This is a genomic window from Pseudomonas sp. 31-12 (assembly GCF_003151075.1).
GTDB lineage: Bacteria > Pseudomonadota > Gammaproteobacteria > Pseudomonadales > Pseudomonadaceae > Aquipseudomonas.
The window spans coordinates 4185729-4206591 of the sequence record NZ_CP029482.1; the positions used below are offsets into that span (position 1 = coordinate 4185729).

Genomic DNA, 20863 nt, shown 5'->3' on the forward strand with positions numbered 1-20863 from the left:
GTCAGTTAGCCAGCCATAAACGTTGGCGAAGTTCCCATTTCACAACAGAACACTCTGCCCACTACTCTTGCGCGACAGCACTTTTACAAGAAACTTTATTAGTTCAAAAAGAATATCCAGTGTATCGTGACATTATTCAGGCGCCATATAAGTGACTGACACCTCAGAAAACAACACTGCGAATATGGTCAATCGCGACTGCTATAACCATACAATAATTCACACGCACCGACGAACGGCGACAAAATAACAAAACACCTACAAATCAACGACTTAAAATGCGAACAACAACAAAAAACAAAACTTCTCAAAAAACACAAAACCAAAAAAAGACAGACCATCATTACAAAAGTTTCAAACTTATTGATTAAATAAAAAACCTCATATAACTCTTTAAAACATTCCCCTTCGATGCTAATAATCCGCCGCTTCCGGGTTTACAGGCGATACAACCTCTCACATGAAGTGATCATCAGCGCCCACGCTGATCTCCCGGTATTAATCAAAATTCAGATAACACCGCTTGCTCAAGTCTCCATAAAACTTGGGCCTGCATTGTGCTGCGCACTCAAACTGCGCAAGGAAGGCAATCATCGCTCGCCATCATTCAAGGATTAAAATCCTTTCGATCTTCGGTACCCGTCCGGAAGCCATCAAGATGGCGCCGTTAGTCAAAGCCCTCGCTGCGGAACCCGGCATTCATTCGCAGATATGTATCACCGGCCAACATCAAAGCATGTTGAAACAGGTGCTCGATCTGTTCGACCTCAAGGCCGATTACACCCTCGATGTCATGACGCCACAGCAAACGCTCAACTCGTTGACGGCGGCGCTTTACGGGGCGATCGATCCGGTGCTGGAAATGGCCTGCCCGGACCGGGTGCTGGTGCACGGCGACACCACCTCGGCCATGGTCGCCGCGATGGCGGCGTTCCATCGACGCATTCCGGTCGGCCATGTGGAAGCCGGGCTGCGAACCGGTGATATCTACAGCCCGTGGCCGGAAGAAATGAACCGTCGCTGCATCGACCTGGGGGCGGACATGCTGTTTGCGCCGACCCACGAATCGCGCCAGAACCTGCTCGACGAACGCCTGCAGGGTCGCACCTTCGTCACCGGCAACACGGTGATCGATGCGTTGCAGATGACCGCACGGCGCATTGAGCAGGACGCCGACCTGCGTGCCAGCCTGGACCGGCAGTTCTCGTTCCTGCAGGCCGGCCGCAAGGTCCTGCTGGTCACCGGACACCGTCGGGAAAATTTCGGCGAAGGCTTCCTCGATATCTGCAAGGCCCTGAGCCATCTGGCCCGGCGCACGGACATCCAGATCGTTTATCCGGTGCACTTGAACCCGAATGTCATGGGCCCGGTCACCGAGCATCTGGGCGACCTGCCCAACGTGCACCTGATCCAGCCGCTGGACTACCTGGCCTTCGTGCGCCTGATGCAACGAGCCCATGTGATCCTCACCGATTCCGGTGGCGTGCAGGAAGAAGCGCCGTCCCTGGGCAAACCGGTGCTGGTCATGCGTGACGTGACCGAACGCCCTGAAGCTGTCGCGGCGGGCACCGTGCGTCTGGTCGGCACCTCGCCGGACTCGATCATCGCCGGCGTCAACGCGCTGTTCGATGACGACCTGCTGTGGCGTCGTTGCTCCCAGGCGGCCAACCCTTACGGCGACGGCAAGGCCAGTGCGCGCATCGTCGATGCCCTGATGGGCCGCCCGGTGGACGATTTCATCGTGGCCAGCCAGTCCTTGCCCAAGTTCCTGCACTACCCGTCAACACAGTCTGTGCCCGAGAAGCATTACCCGGCTTTCACCTCTCGATAAACCAAACCGCTCCTCCCCTTATCAGCTCGAGATCTACCTGAATGAAGTCTTCCGTTGCCATCCATACGGGTGCACTCAGCACCCTTGCCTGTGGTGTGAGCCTGCTCGCGCTCATGCCGACCTTTGCCTTGGCCGCGGGCAGTCCGCTCACCCAGGCGATCAACCGGCTCAACGCCGACACCCGACAAGAGCGTGAGGTGCGCTTGAGCGATCTGGGGATCGACGCACCGATCATCCTCGGCTCCACCGATGCCCGCCGCGAACTGTATCTGCCGGTGCCGGCAGGTGTTCCGCTGACGGATGCGACGTTGAATTTCGACGCCAGCTACCTCAATGGCGAAGGTGGCCGCAATACGCTGCTGCTGTCGCTGGACGGTTATCCGGTGCGCGCCGAAGGCCTCAGCGAACCTCAGGGTGACGCCAGCGCCACGCTGGGCGTGGACAAAAAAGCACGGGACAGCGGCTCGGTGCGCCTGGGCATTGCCTGGTCGTCGATCGTGTCCCGTGTGCTGTGCGAAGACGAACGCGCCATCGGCAACGTCTTGCGCATCGAACCGGACACCCGCCTGACTTACAGCTACGACGCCAGCCAGTTGCGCGACGTCGGCGCAGCGTGGACGGCCTTGCCTGGCAAGCCGGGGATCATGGTCGCGCCCGGCACCTTATCCGCTGAAAGCTACGATTCGGCATGGCGTCTGGGCGTGGCACTGGAGCGGATTGGCAAGCGCAGTCAAATCCTGCCCTTCCCTGCCGTACAAGACAGCGTCGACCTTAGCGGTCTACGCATTCCGGCCGAACTGCAAGGTATTCCAGCGTTCGCCAGCCTCAACGGCAAGGGTTCGCACACGTTGGCGAACCCGGCGGAGATTGGCGCATTGCTGGTATTGGGCCAGACGCCGAACGTCCAGGCGGATCTGGCGGTCAACGACCCGCAACTGCTCCAAGCGGTCAATGAATCCCTCGACGCGCTGCAGAGCCAGATCCAGGGCCTCGATGCCACGGCGGCCAACGCGTTCACGCAATGGCGTAAGACGCATATCAACGCAGGCCTTGCCGCCGAGGGCTCTGACAATGTGCGCCTGGCCCTGGTGGGCACGCGTCCGGTCCTGATGATCGCGCCGCCGGCCACCGGCAAGGCGCTGGCCTTGTTCAGTACCGCCTGGAACAAACTGGCGCGCAGTCGCCAATTGACCATCAGCGAAGCACAGCTGCCCTTGAGCACCGACGGCCGTGTCGCCCTGTCGCGCCTGGGCGGCAATTCCGGCGTTATCGACGTGCTGGCCAAGTCTGACTGGAGCACGTCATTCCCTCTGGGCAGCGTGGCTTACGACGGGCGCTTGCCGGTGAAGGCTGTGGTCGACGTGTCTGCCGCGCCCGGCGCTTCGGACACCGCGCCGGTGGCCTCGCTGTTTCTCAATGATTACCTGATTGGCGCGCAGCAGCTGGTGGCCAACGGTGAAAAGCAACGCATCGAAGCGCGGATCCCGCGTTACGCCGTGGGCGCGACCAACGTGCTACGCGTGTCGTTCCAGCGTCAGCCAGTGAGTGATCGCTGCCTGGAAACGCCACAAGCCTTCCCGGTGTCGGTGCTGCCGACCAGCCACATCGTGCTGGAAAAAACCGCCTTGGGTAATGACTTCTCCGGCATGGCCGCGCGCTTTGCCGAGGACACGCAAATCCTGGTGCCGCGGGCCTACCTCGAGCATCCAGCGAGCAGCTTGCCGCAGGTGATTTCGGTCGCCGACGCCGCCGGTGTCTCGCCGCTGCGGGCGCAATTAAGGGTCGTCACTGACCCGAACGCCTCGGTCACGCAGGACAAGGCCTTCCTCGCCTTCGAGCTGCCGATCAAGGACAGCAAGGAGTCGGTACAGGTCGATGAGCAGGGACGCCTGCGTATCAATCACAAGGATCAGGTGTTGCTTGACGTGCATCCCCTCAACCACCTGGCCTCGCTGCAAGTGGTGGATGCCGGCGGTCAGCACGGCATGGTCTATCGCGCGCTGGGCACCGACACACCACGCTTCGCCAAACAGATTCTGCTGACCCGCGGTGATGTGGCGATCCTGGGCGACAACGGCGCACTGACCACCTTCGACACTCAAGATCCAAGCGGCAGCCAATTGATCGACAACGAAGAACCCAAAGGCCTCGACGCCTGGCGGACACCGTCGCTGTTGTGGCTGATTCCGGGTGGCATCCTGTTGGTTCTCATCCTGTTGCTGGCTGGCCGCAACGCCCGTCGCAATCGCCAGTAACGGAACCCTTCGATGACGTCGCTTTATTGGCCCTATTGGCTGGCCCACTACTACAGCTTCCTGGAGTTCTCGACCATCGCGGTCGCGGTGCTGATCCTGATCTCCAGCCTGGACGATCTGTTCATTGACCTGTGGTACTGGTCTCGCCGCCTGTTTCGCAAGTTCACCGCGGACCGAAAATACCGGCCGCTGACCGCCGAGCAGTTAATGGCCCGGGATGAACAGCCGCTGGCAATCATGGTCCCGGCCTGGCTGGAATATGACGTCATCGCGCCGATGATCGAAAACATGGTGTCGACCCTCGATTACCAAAACTATGTGGTTTTCGTCGGCACCTACATCAACGACCAGCGCACCATCGATGAAGTCGAACGCATGCGGCGGCGCTACAAGCAGTTGCACCGCGTGGAAGTCCCGCATGCCGGGCCGACCTGCAAGGCCGACTGTCTGAACTGGGTGATCCAGGCGATTTTCCTGCACGAGAAAACCCACGGCATGACCTTCGCCGGGGTGGTGCTGCACGACAGTGAAGACGTGCTGCACCCGATGGAATTGCGTCTGTTCAACTACTTGCTGCCGCGCAAGGACATGATCCAGTTGCCCGTGGTGTCGCTGGAACGCAACTGGTACGAATGGGTGGCCGGCACCTACATGGACGAGTTCGCCGAATGGCACGGCAAGGACCTGGTGGTGCGTGAAAGCATGACCGACACGGTGCCGTCTGCCGGCGTTGGCACCTGTTTTTCACACCGCGCGTTGCGTGTGCTGGCCGGGGAAACCCAGAACCAGCCGTTCAACACCGACAGCCTCACCGAGGACTACGACGTTGGCGCACGCCTGGCCAAGGTCGGCATGAACGCGATCTTCGTGCGCTTCCCGGTGCAGTTTCGCGTGCTGCGCAAATCCTGGTTTCGCAAGCCTTACGAATCGACGCTGAAGATGCCCTTGTGCGTGCGCGAGTTCTTTCCCGACACCTTCCGCACCGCGTTCCGCCAGAAAGCCCGCTGGACACTGGGCATCGGCCTGCAAGGCTGGGAGCAAATGGGCTGGAACGGTTCGCTGGCCAACCGGTATCTGCTGTTTCGTGACCGCAAAGGCGTGGTGACGGCGTTCGTCAGCATCATCGCCTACGTGATTCTGGTACAGCTGCTGGGCCTGATCATCCTGCGCCAGAGCGGCCTGTGGGACGTGAGTTTCCCCACGCCATTCGAAACCAACGGTTTCATCAAATACTTGCTGCTGGCCAACGGTGTCGCGCTGGCCTGGCGCATCGCCCACCGCTGCTATTTCACCACCGTGCTGTACGGTTGGCAGCACGGTTTGCTGTCGATCCCGCGCATGGTCGTGGGCAACTTCGTCAACTTCATGGCTGCGTCACGGGCCTGGCGGATGTTCCTGGTCGGCAAGGTCATGAACCGCAAACTGGTGTGGGACAAGACCATGCACGACTTCCCCTCCACCGACCTGGTCGCTGCCGCACCGCGCAAGCTGGGCAGCGTGTTGCTGTCCTGGCAGGCGATCAACGAAACCGACCTGCAAAACGCCCTCGCCGAACAGAAAACCCGTCACATGCCATTGGGGCGGATCTTGCTCAGCAATGGCTGGCTGGACGACGAGACGCTGGCCGAAGCCATCGCTTTCCAGAATGACCTGCCGCGGGTGTTCGATGTGGCCCATAAGGCGCAGACGTCGACTCTTACCCTGGACGATGAATTCGCCCTGCGCTGGCGTGTGGTGCCGGTAGGTTTGAATGCCGACGGCCGAGCACAACTGGCCGTGGCCAGTCCGTTGCCGGCCGAAGGTCTGCAACAAGTCAGTGAGGTGCTGGGCAGCGAGCCGGTGCAACTGATCGCCCGTGAAAGCGAAATTGTCGCGCAGTTGCGCCTGATGAACGTGCGCGAAGGCCAATCCGTACCGGATGCCCGCGCGCCACTGCTGGGTGATCTGTTGATCGAAATGGGCCTGCTGGATCGCGACGTGTTCAACCGCACCATGCTGCAGTACCGCCCGCAGCGTCACGGACGCATCGGCGACTATCTGGTCGACAGCGGCGTGCTGCCCCGCGCCACCATCGAAAAGGCCGTGGCACGTCAGCACAGCCACTACCCTGCGGAGCTACCGGCATGAATCGCCCCTTGCTGACCCTCATGGCTACGGGGCTGAGCCTGATACCTGCGCTGGTTCATGCCCAAACGCTGCCATTGCCGTTGACCGGCCCGGCCTATGTCACCGCCAACGAGGCCTACAGCGCCTACGAGCGCAAAGACTACGACCTGGCCATCGCCAAGGCCCGCGAAGCGTTGCGTCAGCGCGCCGACATCACCCGTTTGAACACGCTGATCGTGCTGGCGCAACGGGACAAGGATCTGCGTGATCATCCCAAACGCTACTCACCGTCACGTCAGGCGCCGGGTTTCGGCGCCGCGGCCCAGGCCTTCAAAGCCTATGATCGCGATGATTTCGGCGCTGCGGCACAGGCGTCGCGCAAAGCCATCGCTCAAGCACCCAAGCGCATGGATTATCGACTGCTGCTGATCGAGTCGTTGCAGCGTCAACAACATCTTCAAGAAGCGGATCAGGCCACCACTCAGGCACTGGCCGTGTTCCCGGACGACGATACGTTGCTGATGCGCCGCGAAGCGATTCGCCGACAATTGGCGGCGCCGCTGGCCGTCCAAGGTTATCGCGCCCTGGAGCAAGGCCAAGTGCCGTTGGCCGTGGATCAGGCCCGGAAAGCCGTCGCCTGGGCACCGGAAATCGGCGCCAATCAGCAACTGCTGATCAGCGCCCTGCTCGCGGCCAAGGATTACCGAGGGGCCGAGCTGGCCGCCTCCGGCGCACTGGCTCAGGACGATGGCGAAATCGCACCGTGGATTCTGCGCAGCTACGCCCTTGATCGTCAGGGCAAAACAGCGGCGGCCCAGGCTGACCTGAACCAGGCTCTGGCTATCGAGGGTCTGCTGGAAACGGAAACCCGTGACATTCGTTTCTTCGCCGCCGACGCCGCGCTGGCCCATGGCGAGCCTCAGCGGGCGCTCGATCAGTTGCAACCGTTGGCCGACGACGAAGGCGGCGAAGTGGCCCTTCGACGCACGGCCGCCAGAATGGCGCTGCGACAGAAGAACAACGGCTTGAACGCTGTTGCCCAGTTCCCGGCCCCGGCCTTGAACTGTCAGGAAACGGCATTTGGCCTGGTCTGCGATATCTGGCCGGGCAACCAGCGCGACGGCGGAACCGACAAGGCCGGCCAGGCCTACGCCGCACTCGCCAGCAAGGACCCCGCCTCAGCCGTCGTCCTGGCGAATGAAGCCATTGCCCGTGCGCCGCAGAATCCGGCGTATCGGCGGTTGCTCGTCAGCGCCCTGAGTGACCAGAAACGAGTGCTCGAAGCCATTGCGGCAGCCAGTGAGGGCCTCAAGTTCACAGGCGATGACGCGCGGCTGCTGGCCCAACGCGGTCGTCTGCGCCAGCAATCGGGTGACGACGCCGGGGCTCGCGAGGACTTTACCCAGGCCTTGGCGCTGGGCAGCCTGCCTGCTTATGAAGAAGCCAGTTTGTACAGCGCCATCGGCCAGCGTCGAACTGCACGCGAACGGCTGCAACAAGCGCGGGACACGGGCGAACTGGAATCGATGAGCGACCTGCAAATCGCTTACTTGTCGGTCCAGGCTGGCGACGATGACGGCGCCAACGTGTCGTTCCGCAAGGCCGACGCCGACACCCGACTCACGCCGACCGCCACTCAGGATGCGGCCTACAACGCGATGCGGGTCAGCGAGGACGAGCAAGCCGTCAGCTACTTCAAGCGCGTCATCGACGCCAATAATGCCGGTGAACTGGACCTGTCCCCGCAGCAGCTGTTCGACACCCGTCGCGCCGTGGCCGATGTCTCGCGCACCTGGGGTTTGACCAACACCACCAGTTATCGCGGCAACAGCACCAGCAGCGGCCTGAGCTCAGCGCCGAGCGGCGGCAATAGCAGCAATGACAGCCTGCAAAACAGCACCGAACTGTCCTGGCGTCCGTTGGGTTATCGCAACGCACGGTTTGTCGAACTCTACGGACGCGTCACCGACACGCTGTGGAGCAAGAACAGTGATTCGGACACCGGTTTCGATGCACTGCAAGGTGCCGTGGGTGTACGGGTCAAACCCTTTACGTCGCTGAACGTGATGGCCGCCGTCGAGCGCACATTCCCCTTGGGATCGTCGGACGTCGACGGTGACTGGCTGCTGCGTCTGGGCTATGGCGCAAGCGTCGGGACCGATCTGCGGGTCGATGCCTCCAGCTGGTGGACTTCGCAGTTGTTCGCTGAAGCCGGACATTACGTCAACGATTCGCGTGACTATTTCAACAGCGAATGGCAGGTCGGCCGCAGCTATGCCATCGGTGGCGCAGGCTCGCGCTGGGTGACGTTCCCCCATGTGGTGGCCGCGTTCGATTACGACTCGAAGATGAACAGCGGCACCGACGCCGACGGCAAGTCGGACTCATCGTCCGGCAAAGCCGGCGGCATCGGTGTCGGCAACAACGTGCGCTACTGGTTCCGCGAAGACGCGTACAACGCGCCCCGCTCCTATGTCGACTTCTCCCTGCAGTACCGCGTCAAGGTGCTGGGCGATGATCGCGCTCAAGGTGTCTTCGGTCGCCTGACTTATTCCTATTGAGGACTTGCATGAACATTCGATTCTGTTTGTGGTTGGGACTTGGCCTGATCCCGATGGGGGCAAACGCCGCCCCTGAAATTGCCCAGTTGTACGCGCCAAAACTGCCCGAGGGTTCCGCGTGGGTTCGGGTGGTCAATCCCTCCGACACCGCCATGCAGGTCCAGGTGGGCCAGGGCGCGAGTTTCGCCCTTTCGACCCAGTCGACGGTCGCCAGTCCTTTTCAGGTCGTGGACTCGCGACAGCCGCTGCAAGTGACCGTCAACGGTCGCGAAATAAAAGGCCTGAGCGCACCGAAAAGTGCGTGGGTCACGCTTATTCTCGACAGTGACCCGGCACAGGCACCTCGCCTGGTCATCGACCCACCGCTGCGCGGCAAAGACCTGCGCGCCGAACTCAACCTGTACAACCTGGCCAACGGTTGCGAAAAGGCCGGGGTGAAACTGGCCAACCATGCCCCTGTGTTCAATCAGGTGCCGTTCAACGGCCAGGCCCAGCGCACGATCAACCCGGTGCAAGCGACACTGGTTGCCAGTTGCGAGCAGAACAGCAGCCTGCCGTTCAAGCTGGCGCCCTTCAAGGCCGGCGATCGTTACAGCCTGTTCCTGGTCGGCTCCCGGCAGGCTCCACGCCTGATCGGCCTTGTCGACCAGACCGCGCCATGACCTTTCAATTGAAATCTCGCTTGCCGGTTCCCGCCATTATTGCCAGTTTGTTATTGAGCCTGTCGGGCTCCGGTGTTGAAGCGGCCTCGGCGGTCATTACCGGGGAAGGTGGCTGGCTGTTCCCGGCCTGGGAAAGCCTGAACAAGGTCGACAACCCCGGCACGGCCCGCAACATTGCGCTGGTGAAACAACTCCAGCAGAACCTTGCCCGGGAACACATCAGTCTGGTCGTATTGGTGGTGCCGATGAAAGCGCCGTTTTATGCCGCGCGTCTGCCCGCCAATCAGCCCTTGAGCCCGACCGTGATGCAGCGCTACGAGCACTTGCAGAGCGACCTGAGCCAGGCAGGCCTGACCACGCTGAACATCAAGCCTGTCCTGCAACGCACCGAACACGGCAAACAGACCGCGTTTTACCGCGCCGACTACCACTGGACAGCCTGGAGTGCGGAAAACACCGCTGACGCCACGGCGCAACTGATTACCGAGCGTTACCGCCTGCAAGGCGAACCCGGCGGTGGCGCTGCGCTGGGCGAGTGGTTTGACCGTCGCGCGTTCGGTGATCTGGCGAGCAATTTCCTGCCGGCGATCAAGCGCAAATCGATTGGTCGCGACATTTACACCGTTCGCCATCAGGCCCAGAACGACTTGCTGATCGATGACGCACCGGCACCGGTCCAGGTGATCGGCAACAGCTTCGTCCAGCCTTACCTGGGCTTTACGCAAAAGCTTTCCAATGCCCTGGACCGTCCCGTCGCGCTGACCTGGAACCCTGGCGATGTCGGCCCATGGGCTACGCTGCTGCAATACCTGGAGTCTGCGGATTTCGCCCAACACAAACCGCAAGTGATCGTCTGGCAATTCAACGAGGGCCAATTCCACCTCGGCCCCGATGCCGCAGCTAACTGGAACGCCAAAGGCGTCACCTCGCTGAGCCAATGGCATCAGCGCATCAATAAGGCTCTTCCGTGAACATTCTTGGTTACACCGCCAGTCGCGCGACCGTTGCGGGTCTGTTGTTTGCCGCCATTCTCGGCACCGGGACTGGCGTGCTCTACGTGACGGACAAAAAGGCCCAGACTCCAGGAATCGTCGGCATCGTCTGGCAGCCGGACAACAAGACCGTCGGCATCAACGGCCATTGGGAAAAACTGGGGGCCCGTGAGCTGCTGGTGCAGTGGACCGTCGTCGACGATCAGGCATTCGTTGCCGGGACCGGCCTGCCCAGCGTACCGGTTCTGCCCGATTGGGCACGCATTGCCAAGGCCCCTTGGGCGCAAGACGTCATCCTCGGACTGGCCGGCTATTTCAGCGAAAACCGCTCACGGGACAACATCGAGCAACTGGCGGCAGTCTCGGAACGCATCGCCAAATTGCCGACGCCCTTGCACGTCACCGGCTGGTATTTCCCCGCCGAAGTCGACCCCAGCTGGACCCGCGCCAAAGAGCTGCCCGCCCTGCTGGCCAAGTTACCGCGACCGTTGTGGATCAGCGTGTATGACGGCGCCAACATCGGCCCTGTCGCCACGGCCGAATGGCTCAAGCAGTGGCTGCCGAATGACATTGGCGTGTTCTTCCAGGACGGCGTCGGTGTCTACGCCCGCACCGCGCCGGTCGCCAGGACCTACGCCGACGCCTTGCGCCAGCGTCTGGGCAAAGACCGGGTGCGCATCATCGTCGAAGCCTTCCGGCCCAACTTCGGTGGTGGATTCCGCTCCGCCACCGCCGCCGAGCTCAAGCCGCAATTGGCGGCCTATGACGGTTATCCGCTGTACCTGTTCGACGGACCGCACTACGTGACGCCTGAACTGGTGGAGCAACTGGCGCGATAACGTCAGGCCGGGTTAACCCCTGACAGCCGCTTCAATCGCCGCGACGTCGATTTTCCCCATCTGCATCATGGCGTTGAACGCGCGCTTGGCCGCCGCTGGATCAGGATGGTTGATGGCATCCGTCAGGACACGAGGCGTGATCTGCCACGACAATCCCCATTTGTCCTGGCACCAGCCACAGACGTTTTCCTGGCCGCCGTTTCCGACAATCGCGTTCCACAAGCGGTCCGTTTCGGCCTGGTCATCGGTCGCCACCTGGAACGAGAACGCCTCGTTATGCTTGACCCCCGAGCCTCCGTTCAAGCCGAGACAAGGAATGCCCATCACCGTGAACTCGACCGTCAACACATCGCCCTGCTTGCCCGCCGGATAGTCGTCAGGCGCGCGAAGAATGGTGTCCACCGCGCTGTCGGGAAACGTCTTGGCGTAGAACGTCGCGGCCTCCAGCGCAGCGCCGTCGTACCAGAGACAAATCGTGTTTTTGCTGACCATTCTGGTTCTCCAGTATTGGGGAGTGAATGATCATTCTAGCGGGCTGATGACTGGAAGCCCGGCTCGGCGCAAACCGCTGACGTGGCGCGAAGTGCAGGTAGCCCCAGAAGCACGACCACCACCATGAAGATCCCCGCGACAATGGCGACACCGAAACCTGCCCGCGCGCCGTAGACATCGATGATAAGACCCGCGGCCACGCCACCGAGCGCTACGCCGATGCTGATGCCCGTCGACATCCACGTCAGACCTTCGGTGATCCGGGACGGTGGAACAATGATCGTACCGAGGTTCATGACCACGACCATCGTTGGCGCAAATGACATGCCGGCCACAAATAGCATCCCCGAGAGGATGTAGACGTTCGGTGAGAAAATCGGCAGTACGCCGGTGACGGCCGTGACCAGTACTCCAACGAAGAACTGTTTTTCAACCGGCAAGGAAAACCTTAACGCGCCGAACGTCAGGCCAGCTATCAGGGAGCCGAGCGCATAGGCGGCCAGAATGAAGCTGGCAGACGCTGGCCAGTCTTGCGCGTTGGCGAAGGCAACCACCGCCACATCGATTGATCCACCAATCGCACCCATCGCCAGCAGCGCCAGGACAATCGTGCGAAGGCCGGGGATCAGCAAAGCCGAGCCTGCGTTCTCCTTGCGGCCCACGACCACCTTCGGTTCTGTCTGCCGTTGCAGCAGAAAAGCTGTCACACCGATGACCAGCAGCAAGACGGCAACCAGCGGCCCGGCTTCGGCGAAGAAACGGGTGCTCAAACCAATGGCCAGGGGTGGGCCGATAATAAAGGCCATCTCAGTGATAACCGTGTCCAGGGAAAAGGCCGTGTGCAATTGCGGCTTGCCACGGAACAGTTGTGACCAGCGCGCTCTTATCATGGCGGGCATACTTGGCATCGTGCCCGCCAGTGCAGCAAGGATAAAAAGCAGGACAGGCGGAGCCTTCATATACACCGCAAGTATCAGCGCCAACAACATGCCAACACTGAAAGCAGTCATAAGCGGCAGAACCCGACTTTGACCTCGCCGATCAACGAGTTTCGATACTTGCGGGCCGAACAGCGCATTCGCTAATGTAAAAGTGCCCGCGACTGAACCGGCCAGCCAATAAAGACCCGTCTGCTGCACCAACATGATAATGATGCCGATACCGATCATTGCCTGGGGCAAACGGGCAATGGAGCTCGCGACCACCAACCCCATTACGCCGGGGATTGCGAGCAGTTCGCGGTAGTGATTTGCCATGATGACTCCGTTTTATTATTCAACGTTTATACGTATCCCGCTGCGCGCGATGCAAACCCTGAGAGCAGGTTATAGAAAACTGAACGTGCACTTCACCAAGCAGGCAAGCGGCCAGTTACATAACTTTCAACAGAACCCACACGCATGTAGTTGAGCGACGAAGGCAACGTTATTGCGAAATCACGCGAGTGATGCCGCTCGCACAGATGCCGAATAAAACAACGAATTGAAGATAGAGAAATAACTTTTTCCTGCATCCTTGCCTCCCAGAAGTGATCAACATCACTTCCATTGATTGATTGCCCCTACATCATGTAAGTGCAAACCCATGAACAACTATAAAATCAAACAATAACTGGGGTTTATATTCAGAAAGAACATTCAAGCTACAGCTCTGAAAATCATCGAAACCAAGGGTCTACTCCTGACACATCGAAGTCAACATCGCTTCACCGCGGTACTCAATGAAAGCCCGACCCATCCCGCCGGGCTTTTCATGCGCAAAAATAAATCAGTCCCCGATCAAGGACCGACTGACTTTGTAAACAAGACTCGGCGCCTGCCCCGGTACGTCATCCAGCACGTCGACACGTTGCATGCCGATCTTTTCCAGCACGCCTATCGAGGCGGTGTGGGCAGGCCTGACCAGCGCAAAAACCTCCGGCACCTTCAGCTCATCGAATCCATATTCAAGCGCCGCCCTGCTCAATTCGGTCGCATAGCCTTGCCCCCACGCAGTCACGGCCAATCGATAACCGAGGTTCAGCAGCTCGACTTCACCAAATTTGCGCAGACCCATCCCGCCGAAACCGATAACGCAATCCGGGGAAGCACGGGTGGTAATGGTCCACAGCCCGTAACCGTGTAGGGTCCAGTGGCGAATCCAGTCTTCCAGCAGCGTTTCAGCCTGGTCAATCACAGTCAAAGGCCCGGCCGGGTTGTACTGGTTCGTGGCAGGGTCGCCGTAGATAGCAAACAGGCTGGCCAGGTCTTCGGATCGAGGCGGCCTTAACAGCAATCGCGAGGTGGTTCGTTGCATCGATATTTTTATCCTTGGCGAACGTCGGGACGTCCTACTGCGGCTGAAAGGTCTGAAGATACGCCAACAGGTTTTCGATCTTTTCCGGATCGCTGAGCCCCCAGAAAATCATGCGGGTGCCGGGCACCACTTCCTTTGGATTTTCAAGGTACGCGGTCAGGGTTTCGCGGGTCCAGACGATGCCGGCCGATTTCATGGCGTCGGAATATTGATAATCTGTGCTGCTGCCAGACGGGCGTCCAAAAATGCCATTGAGTTGCGGCCCGAACGAACCACGCGCCGACTCCCCGACCTGATGGCAGCCGCCGCATATTCGCTTGAACAGTGTCGCCCCCGCCTCAGCATCGCCGGCTGCCCGGGCTTGCGCACCGGACAACCCCGCAGTGAGAGCCAGGGCCAGGGTGAGGGCTGCGGCGTTCTTCATGTCCTGCTCCAAATCATCTGTGACCAACCGCTCGGGCATCAGCTCGCACCCGGCTGAAACGTCTTCCTGCAAGCCGGTGGAATATCGAACCGCTACCCGCTGACAGCGGCAAGCGCAGACTCTATCCTGTGCAACCCCGCGATTCCACCGGAGTACCCTGTGCCCCCCCTGACCAACCGCGAGGTTTACCAGCAATTGCGCGACGCCGCGCTGGAAGTTCGGCGTCTGATACTCCTTGCCGAACAGCCTGAGTCCGGCCAGGTGCACGTCGATATCGAAGGCTGGCGCCTGAGCCTCGGTGTCGACGGCAATCGCCTGTTGCATTGCCAACGTTGCCAAAGCCCGGACGGCCGCGAAGGTGAACTCGGCCACTGGCAACGTTACGGCACCGACCCTGTCAGTTTGCTCAGCACTTGGGAACTGGCGCAGATCGAACGCTTGCTGTGCCTTCGGCACCAGCCTTAAAGATCAACAATCACCGTACCGGCAATGCTCTCGGCAAATTCGACACCGAACAGACGACCCGGCGTTTCGAAGCCGGAACGCCGCTCCCCGGCCAACACGCGTCGCGCGGCTTCCACGGCGGCCAACGGTGTGTAGGAGTAGCCGTTTAGGGTCTCGATCCTCGACCGCGCCACCTGCCCATCGGCCCCTGTCACCTCCGCAACCGCACGCGCCCGGTGAGACAAGCGCTCTTGCTCGCTGGGGCCATCGGGAAGCTGTGACAAGTCACCCTCGGGGAAAGCTTCTCCGCTGATGTGAACGAACATGGCGATGTTCGCGATGCCCGTCGAGCGCCCACCCGTGACCAGATCACCAAACGACAGCGGCGCACAGAGCACAGGCCCGGCGCCGAAATCGAAGTGACGCGGTTGCGCATCCGGCGCAGGAACGAGTACGCCGTCAACCCGCGCCATCAATCCTGCACCGATGATCTCGCCGACACTGTTGGCCGATCCGCGCGACATGGAGCCTGCAACCTGCAGCGCGATCCGCAGCGACTGCGGATGGTCGACGCGGCGGACAACGTGCATGGCAAGACAGTCCGTGGGGACAACGTCCCAGCCGACGCCGGGCAACAGCATCACGCCGGCTTCCTCACCCAACCGTTCAGCCAGTCGATAAACGTTGATCTCGGCGGTGATGTCGAGATAGTCGACTCCGGCCTCGATACAGGCCCGCATCAAAGGCTCTGCCGTGCGCACAAAAGGGCCGGCGCAGTTCAACAGGACGGTGACGCCGCTCAGTGCTTGCGCCGTTTGAGCGTCTGGCGCGAAGGTGCGATAAGGCACGCTCAGCTGCCGCGCGAGTGCCGCCACCCTTGTCTCGTCGCGACCGGCGATTTCGAAGTCCAGCCCCTCAGCTTTCGCCTGTGCCGCCACCATCCGGCCGGTGTACCCGGTTGCGCCGTAAATCAGCAGCGTGCTCATTGTGGGTGCTGCCAGTTTTTATAGACGAACTCGATGCTGTACCCGTCCGGGTCCAGTACGTTGGCCGCGTAATAGTTCGGGTCGTAATGCAACCGTGCGCCAGGAGCACCGTGATCCGTTGCGCCCGCTTCCATCGCAGCGGCATAGGCTGCATCGACCTCATCCCGGCTGTTCGCAACGAACCCGACATGAGCAGCCCGTCCCTCCACCGCACCTTCACGCAGCCAGAAAAATACGCGGCCCTGTGCGCCGAAACCCTTGAGGTCCGGGTGACCGGGCGGGCCGTCCTTGCCGTCGTAATCCAGCCGGAGAGAGATCCCCAGCGGTGCGAGCGCCGCGGTGTAGAAATTGACGGAGCGCCGGGTGTCGCTCACGGAGATAAAAACATGATCAAGCATGGAATGTGCCTCGCTGATTCAAATGACGTAACCGCCGGAAACTTCAATGGACTGCGCGTTGATCCAGCCACTTTCTTCGGACATCAGCGTGGCGATCACACGACCGACATCGTCCGGTTCACCAATGCGACCGAGCGCCGTCTGCGAGGCCAGCAGCGTCTCGAATTCTTCGCTCAAGCCACCCCCCAGTTCGGTGCGAATGGCACCGGGCGAGACGGCGTTGGCACGGATGCGCCTCTCGCCAAACTCCTTGGCCATGTAACGTGTAAGGATTTCCAGCCCACCCTTGAACGCGGCATAGGGCGCCACGCCCGGGGTGACCACGCGTGTCGTCGCGCTGGTCAGGTTGACGATGCTCGCGCCCTCCTCCATCAGCGGCAACAAGGCCTGGGTCAGGAAAAACGGGCCCTTGAGGTGAACATTCATGAGGTCGTCGAACTGCGTCTCGGTGACCGTCTCAATCGGATTGAACAGACCGTGGCCGGCATTGTTGACCAGACCGCCCAGGGTCGTGGCTTGCCAGTTCGATTGCAGCGCCTGCCGTACCGCAGCGACGAACACGCCGAACGTTCCGGCATCGCTGACATCGAGTTCGAGGGCAACAGCTTTGCCACCCTCGGACTGGATGCGTTGAACAACCGAATCGGCCGCTTTCTGGTTGTTCTTGTAGGTCAGGATGACGCCCATTCCGCGCCGGGCACATTGCATTGCGGTGCTGGCGCCGATGCCTCGGCTGCCGCCGGTGATGACGATGACGCTCATGGCTTGCTCCACTGTTAATCAGGTGAGCCACCACGGTAACCACAGAACAACTGGCGGGCGCAGCCGTTACTACTGCAATCCTGCCTGTTTCTGCTTTTTGCTTGCGTCGTGCGTCCCCCTGCTGTCAGATGTCTCCCCATGGAAAATCAACTGAATGAACTCAGGGCTCTTGCCGCAAGGGCCGAAAACAGGCGTACAGAGACTGGAATTCCGCGCGTGGCCATGGTCCAGGGTGCGATCCCCGAACATCAGCTGGCGGCGGTCTATGAACCGATGATCAACCTGATCCTGCAGGGCAGTAAGTCCATGACCGTCGGCGATCGTACGTTGCGGTATGACCCGGCAACCTATTTCGTGATGTCGATCGAACTGCCGGCGGTCGGCAGTGTGCATCCGGCCACAACCGGCGAACCGTATCTCGCCGTCGCCTTGACGCTGGACCCTGTCGTTCTGGCGACGTTGCTGACGGACCTGCCAAAACCTGCCGCACCGCCTGAACAGGAGGCCGGTTTTTCCGTGGCTGCGGTCACGCCCGTGCTGATGGATGCCTGGGTGCGCATGCTGCGATTGATGGACCGGCCGGCGGACATCGCGGCGCTGAGTCCGGTGTACGAGCGGGAGATTCTCTATCGGGTTTTGCATGGGCCCCACGGCTGGATGCTGCGCGAAATTGCTGCGCCCGATACGGCCATGGCTCGCGTGAGCCTGGCCATCCAGTGGATCCGCCGCGCCTTCGCCGAGCCGCTGCGGGTCGATGAAATGGCCCGGAAAGCGTCGATGAGCGTGTCTGCGTTTCATCGCCATTTCAAAGCCGTCACCACGCTCAGCCCCTTGCAGTATCAAAAACGCGTGAGGCTGCTTCAGGCAAGGACACTGTTGTTGGCGAACGCTAAAAGCGTCACCAGCGCCGCTTTCGACGTCGGCTATGAAAGCGCCACTCAGTTCAGCCGCGACTACGCTCGCGTCTTTGGCTTGCCTCCCGCACGGGATGCCGCGCGGATTCTCGCCGAGATGCGCGGTCGTGCCGACTGAAGTTTTTTCAGTCTCCCGAGGCGGCACTGTGCATCAGATCAAAAACGCGGTTTGACCGCCTTCCAGCCGGGCTTGTAACGCTGCATCTGTTTCACGTCATCGCGCTGGCGAATGCCGCAGGTCAGGTATTGGTCATGCAGCTTGCCGAGCTGATCGTGATCCAGTTCCAGACCCAACCCCGGCGCACGGGTGATTTTCACGCAGCCATCGACAATCGGGATCTTGCCGCCCTTGATCACCTCTTCATCCGGCTCCTGCCACGGGTAATGCGTGTCGCAGGCGTAATCCAGATTCGGCACCGCGGCGGCCACATGCGCCATCGCCATCAGGCTGATGCCCAGGTGCGAGTTGGAATGCATCGACACACCAAGGCCAAAGGTGTCGCACATTTTTGCCAGCGCCTGGGTATCGCGCAGGCCGCCCCAGTAATGGTGGTCGGCGAGGACGATCTGCACGCTGTTCAGCGCCACACTGCGGCGGAACTCATCGAAATCGGTGACCACCATGTTGGTCGCCAGCGGCAGGCCCGTGCGTTTGTGCAGCTCAGACATACCATCGAGGCCCGGCGTCGGGTCTTCGTAATATTGCAGGTCATCTCCGAGCAATTCGGCCATGCGAATCGAGGTTTCCAGCGACCAGTTACCGTTCGGATCGATGCGCAACGGGTAGCCGGGGAAGGCTTTTTTCAGCGCCTTGATACACGACACTTCGTGCTCCGGCGCCAGCGTGCCGGCCTTGAGCTTGATGCTCTTGAAACCGTAGGTCTCGATCATCCGTCGCGCCTGGGCGACGATCTGCTCTTCGTTCAGGGCTTCGCCCCAATTGTCCGGTTTGTAGGGTGAATCGACATGTTGCGCGTACTTGAAAAACAGGTAGGCGCTGAACGGAATCTCGTCGCGGATCGCTCCGCCCAGCAGGTCCACCAACGGCACGTTCAGCGAGTGCGCCTGCAAATCCAGGAACGCCACTTCGAACGCCGAATAGGCGTTGCTGACCGCTTTGCTCGCGTGGGAACCGGGCGCCAGTTCCGCACCGGCAATGCTCGCCGGTTTGTTCGCCGCCACCGTGGCCTGGACGATGCGGCGCAGCTGATTGAGGTTGAACGGGTCGAGACCGATCAGTTGCTGTTGCAGTTGCTGCTGGATCAACAGCGCCGGGGCATCGCCATAGCTTTCACCCAAACCTATATAGCCGTTGTCACTTTCGATCTCGATGATCGAGCGCAGTGCGAAGGGCTCATGAATCCCGCTGGCATTGAGCAGCGGCGGATCACGAAAGGCGATGGGGGTGACGGTGACTCGAGTGATTTTCAAGAAGCTGCTCCCTTTGGATCAGGTTTCAATGCGGGGTGACTTGGAGATTGTTGTGGGGTGGCGGTCAGCACACTGCGTGCATCGCCACGAGGTGCCGTGCGAGCAAAGAAGATCACCACCGCCGCGACCAGTGAAGTGGCCGCCAACCCATAGAGGCCGCCTTCGATGGAGCCGGTTTTTTGCTCCAGGAGACCGAACGCCGTCGGCGCGACAAAACCGCCGAGGTTGCCAATGGAGTTGATCAAGGCGATCACGGCAGCAGCGATGCGCGCATCCAGATAGCCTTGTGGAATCGGCCAGAACAACGCCGAGGCAGCCTTGAAACCAATCGCGGCAAAGCAAATGGCGACGAAGGCGAAGATCGGCCCGCCGGTGGTGGACATGAACATGCCGAACGCGGCGATCACCAGCGTCAGCGCAACCCAGGCCTGCTGGTGTTTCCATTTGCTGGCCATGGCAGCGAAGCCATACATCGCGATGATCGAAATGATCCAGGGAATCGAGTTGAACAGGCCGACCTGGAAGTCGCCGAGATTGCCCATCTTCTTGATCATGCTCGGCAGCCAGAACGTGGCGCCGTAGATGGTCAGGGCGATGGAGAAATAGATGAAGCAGAACAGCGCGATCTGCTTGTCGGCGAGCAATTTGAACATCGACGGCCTGACCGTCTGCGTGGCTTCGCGGGCCTGCTGTTCCAGGGCGATGGCGCCTACCAGAGCATCCTTCTCCTCGGCACTCAACCAGTTCGCCTGACGCGGATGGGACTTCAACCAGAACCAGACAAATCCACAGAGCACGATCGAGGCAAAGCCTTCAATCAGGAACATCCACTGCCAGCCATGCAGGCTGAACCCGCTGACGTTCAGCAGCGCGCCGGACACCGGACCGGAGATCACCGAGGCAATGGCCGAACCGCTGAGAAAGATCGCCATGGCCTTGCCCCGTTCGGTCGACGGCAGCCATTGGGTGAAGTAGTAAATGATGCCGGGAAAGAAACCTGCTTCGGCCGCCCCGAGAATAAAACGCAGCACGTAGAAACTGGTTTCGCCGCGCACGAACGCCATGGCCATCGCCGCCGCGCCCCAGGTGAACATGATCCGCGTCAGCCAGGCACGAGCGCCGTAGCGTTGCAGCAGCAGGTTGGAGGGCACTTCGAAGATGGCGTAACCGATGAAGAACAGCCCGGCGCCCAGGCCGTAGGCGGCTGCGCCGATACCGAGGTCGGTCTCCAAGTGGCTGCGCACGAAGCCGATGTTGACCCGGTCGATGTAGTTGACGATGAACATCACCACGAACAGCGGCAGCACGTGGCGCTTCACCTTGGCCGCAGCGCGGGCGAGCACAGTCGGGTCCGGCGGACTCTGGAGGGTATTCAAGGGGTAACTCCCGATCATTGTTTTTTTAGGGACAGGCCGATCATGGACGCCGGTATTGATCCCGTCTAATCTAACTTTGCATTCGATTGATACCT

At 60.7% G+C, this 20863-nt stretch carries 18 protein-coding genes; 9 read left to right on the plus strand and 9 right to left on the minus strand.

Annotation, left to right across the window (positions count from 1 at the left end; translation table 11 throughout):
- Positions 1 to 592: 592 nt before the first annotated feature.
- The 7 genes from wecB to DJ564_RS19795 are packed head-to-tail and all read left to right on the plus strand — an operon-like array spanning position 593 to position 11246.
- On the plus strand, positions 593 to 1831 hold the full coding sequence (wecB, locus tag DJ564_RS19765) for a non-hydrolyzing UDP-N-acetylglucosamine 2-epimerase (RefSeq protein WP_109636119.1): 1239 nt from the start codon (positions 593 to 595) through the stop codon (positions 1829 to 1831).
- A gap of 41 nt (positions 1832 to 1872) precedes the next feature.
- On the plus strand, positions 1873 to 4086 hold the full coding sequence (locus DJ564_RS19770; protein ID WP_109632610.1) for a hypothetical protein: 2214 nt from the start codon (positions 1873 to 1875) through the stop codon (positions 4084 to 4086).
- Positions 4087 to 4098: 12 nt separating this feature from the next.
- Positions 4099 to 6213: a glycosyl transferase family protein gene (locus tag DJ564_RS19775; protein WP_109632612.1), complete on the plus strand. Its 2115-nt coding sequence runs from the start codon at positions 4099 to 4101 to the stop codon at positions 6211 to 6213.
- A complete protein-coding gene (locus DJ564_RS19780; RefSeq protein ID WP_109632614.1) occupies positions 6210 to 8753 on the plus strand; it encodes a bacteriophage N4 adsorption protein A in 2544 nt (847 codons plus the stop codon). Before DJ564_RS19775 ends, DJ564_RS19780 begins: the two co-directional genes overlap by 4 nt.
- An 8-nt stretch (positions 8754 to 8761) precedes the next feature.
- The gene (locus DJ564_RS19785) at positions 8762 to 9415 is read left to right on the plus strand and encodes an alginate O-acetyltransferase AlgF (protein ID WP_109632615.1); all 654 of its coding nucleotides are present in this window, start codon (positions 8762 to 8764) and stop codon (positions 9413 to 9415) included.
- Positions 9412 to 10386, plus strand: a complete 975-nt coding sequence (locus tag DJ564_RS19790) for a twin-arginine translocation pathway signal (RefSeq protein WP_109632617.1) — start codon at positions 9412 to 9414, stop codon at positions 10384 to 10386. Before DJ564_RS19785 ends, DJ564_RS19790 begins: the two co-directional genes overlap by 4 nt.
- Positions 10383 to 11246 (plus strand): hypothetical protein, encoded by an 864-nt coding sequence (locus tag DJ564_RS19795; protein ID WP_109632618.1) that lies wholly within the window; start codon positions 10383 to 10385, stop codon positions 11244 to 11246. The genes DJ564_RS19790 and DJ564_RS19795 overlap by 4 nt, the downstream gene beginning before the upstream one ends.
- A 12-nt stretch (positions 11247 to 11258) precedes the next feature.
- On the opposite strand, the gene DJ564_RS19800 is transcribed toward DJ564_RS19795, so the two are convergent.
- The 4 genes from DJ564_RS19800 to DJ564_RS19815 all read right to left on the minus strand — a co-directional run bounded on the left by DJ564_RS19800 (position 11259) and on the right by DJ564_RS19815 (position 14457).
- The gene (locus DJ564_RS19800) at positions 11259 to 11738 is read right to left on the minus strand and encodes a VOC family protein (protein WP_109632620.1); all 480 of its coding nucleotides are present in this window, start codon (positions 11736 to 11738) and stop codon (positions 11259 to 11261) included.
- A 35-nt stretch (positions 11739 to 11773) separates the two neighbouring features.
- Complete coding sequence (locus DJ564_RS19805; protein ID WP_109632622.1) at positions 11774 to 12994, minus strand: MFS transporter; 1221 nt, start codon at positions 12992 to 12994, stop codon at positions 11774 to 11776.
- 511 nt (positions 12995 to 13505) lie between these two features.
- Positions 13506 to 14033, minus strand: coding sequence for a GNAT family N-acetyltransferase (locus DJ564_RS19810; RefSeq protein ID WP_109632624.1), 528 nt, complete (start codon positions 14031 to 14033; stop codon positions 13506 to 13508).
- A 34-nt stretch (positions 14034 to 14067) separates the two neighbouring features.
- Positions 14068 to 14457 carry a cytochrome c family protein gene (locus DJ564_RS19815; RefSeq protein ID WP_109636121.1) on the minus strand — a complete coding sequence of 130 codons (390 nt, stop codon included), beginning with the start codon at positions 14455 to 14457 and terminating at the stop codon, positions 14068 to 14070.
- Between the two features lie 159 nt (positions 14458 to 14616).
- On the opposite strand from DJ564_RS19815, the gene DJ564_RS19820 reads away from it, so the two are divergent.
- Positions 14617 to 14922 carry a hypothetical protein gene (locus tag DJ564_RS19820; protein WP_109632626.1) on the plus strand — a complete coding sequence of 102 codons (306 nt, stop codon included), beginning with the start codon at positions 14617 to 14619 and terminating at the stop codon, positions 14920 to 14922.
- Here the strand turns inward: DJ564_RS19820 and DJ564_RS19825 are convergent.
- Genes DJ564_RS19825 through DJ564_RS19835 form a run of 3 tightly spaced genes read right to left on the minus strand, consistent with a single transcriptional unit; the run spans position 14919 to position 17047 of the window.
- Positions 14919 to 15887 carry a trans-acting enoyl reductase family protein gene (locus DJ564_RS19825; RefSeq protein WP_109632627.1) on the minus strand — a complete coding sequence of 323 codons (969 nt, stop codon included), beginning with the start codon at positions 15885 to 15887 and terminating at the stop codon, positions 14919 to 14921. The two genes, DJ564_RS19820 and DJ564_RS19825, sit on opposite strands and share 4 nt — an antisense overlap.
- Entirely contained in the window at positions 15884 to 16285 is a 402-nt protein-coding gene (locus DJ564_RS19830) for a VOC family protein (protein ID WP_109632629.1), read from the minus strand. Before DJ564_RS19830 ends, DJ564_RS19825 begins: the two co-directional genes overlap by 4 nt.
- Before the next feature lie 18 nt (positions 16286 to 16303).
- Positions 16304 to 17047: an SDR family NAD(P)-dependent oxidoreductase gene (locus tag DJ564_RS19835; protein WP_109632631.1), complete on the minus strand. Its 744-nt coding sequence runs from the start codon at positions 17045 to 17047 to the stop codon at positions 16304 to 16306.
- A gap of 138 nt (positions 17048 to 17185) precedes the next feature.
- Here DJ564_RS19835 and DJ564_RS19840 point away from each other — a divergent pair, with 138 nt between their 5' ends.
- Positions 17186 to 18079 (plus strand): AraC family transcriptional regulator, encoded by an 894-nt coding sequence (locus tag DJ564_RS19840; protein WP_109632632.1) that lies wholly within the window; start codon positions 17186 to 17188, stop codon positions 18077 to 18079.
- Between the two features lie 38 nt (positions 18080 to 18117).
- Here DJ564_RS19840 and DJ564_RS19845 read toward each other — a convergent pair whose 3' ends face one another.
- Together DJ564_RS19845 and DJ564_RS19850 are read right to left on the minus strand one after the other, a co-directional pair.
- Positions 18118 to 19392 carry a glucarate dehydratase family protein gene (locus DJ564_RS19845; RefSeq protein WP_109632634.1) on the minus strand — a complete coding sequence of 425 codons (1275 nt, stop codon included), beginning with the start codon at positions 19390 to 19392 and terminating at the stop codon, positions 18118 to 18120.
- Positions 19389 to 20768, minus strand: a complete 1380-nt coding sequence (locus tag DJ564_RS19850; protein WP_109636122.1) for an MFS transporter — start codon at positions 20766 to 20768, stop codon at positions 19389 to 19391. Before DJ564_RS19850 ends, DJ564_RS19845 begins: the two co-directional genes overlap by 4 nt.
- Positions 20769 to 20863: the final 95 nt, after the last annotated feature.

Bases quoted from the DNA above. Each gene is read 5' to 3' on its own strand.
- DJ564_RS19840 (WP_109632632.1), top strand. From the start codon at position 17,186: ATGGAAAATCAACTGAATGAACTCAGGGCTCTTGCCGCAAGGGCCGAA.
- DJ564_RS19810 (WP_109632624.1), bottom strand. From the start codon at position 14,033: ATGCAACGAACCACCTCGCGATTGCTGTTAAGGCCGCCTCGATCCGAA.
- DJ564_RS19775 (WP_109632612.1), top strand. From the start codon at position 4,099: ATGACGTCGCTTTATTGGCCCTATTGGCTGGCCCACTACTACAGCTTC.
- DJ564_RS19815 (WP_109636121.1), bottom strand. From the start codon at position 14,457: ATGAAGAACGCCGCAGCCCTCACCCTGGCCCTGGCTCTCACTGCGGGG.
- DJ564_RS19805 (WP_109632622.1), bottom strand. From the start codon at position 12,994: ATGGCAAATCACTACCGCGAACTGCTCGCAATCCCCGGCGTAATGGGG.
- DJ564_RS19785 (WP_109632615.1), top strand. From the start codon at position 8,762: ATGAACATTCGATTCTGTTTGTGGTTGGGACTTGGCCTGATCCCGATG.
- DJ564_RS19800 (WP_109632620.1), bottom strand. From the start codon at position 11,738: ATGGTCAGCAAAAACACGATTTGTCTCTGGTACGACGGCGCTGCGCTG.
- DJ564_RS19780 (WP_109632614.1), top strand. From the start codon at position 6,210: ATGAATCGCCCCTTGCTGACCCTCATGGCTACGGGGCTGAGCCTGATA.
- DJ564_RS19770 (WP_109632610.1), top strand. From the start codon at position 1,873: ATGAAGTCTTCCGTTGCCATCCATACGGGTGCACTCAGCACCCTTGCC.
- DJ564_RS19790 (WP_109632617.1), top strand. From the start codon at position 9,412: ATGACCTTTCAATTGAAATCTCGCTTGCCGGTTCCCGCCATTATTGCC.
- DJ564_RS19830 (WP_109632629.1), bottom strand. From the start codon at position 16,285: ATGCTTGATCATGTTTTTATCTCCGTGAGCGACACCCGGCGCTCCGTC.
- DJ564_RS19835 (WP_109632631.1), bottom strand. From the start codon at position 17,047: ATGAGCGTCATCGTCATCACCGGCGGCAGCCGAGGCATCGGCGCCAGC.
- DJ564_RS19825 (WP_109632627.1), bottom strand. From the start codon at position 15,887: ATGAGCACGCTGCTGATTTACGGCGCAACCGGGTACACCGGCCGGATG.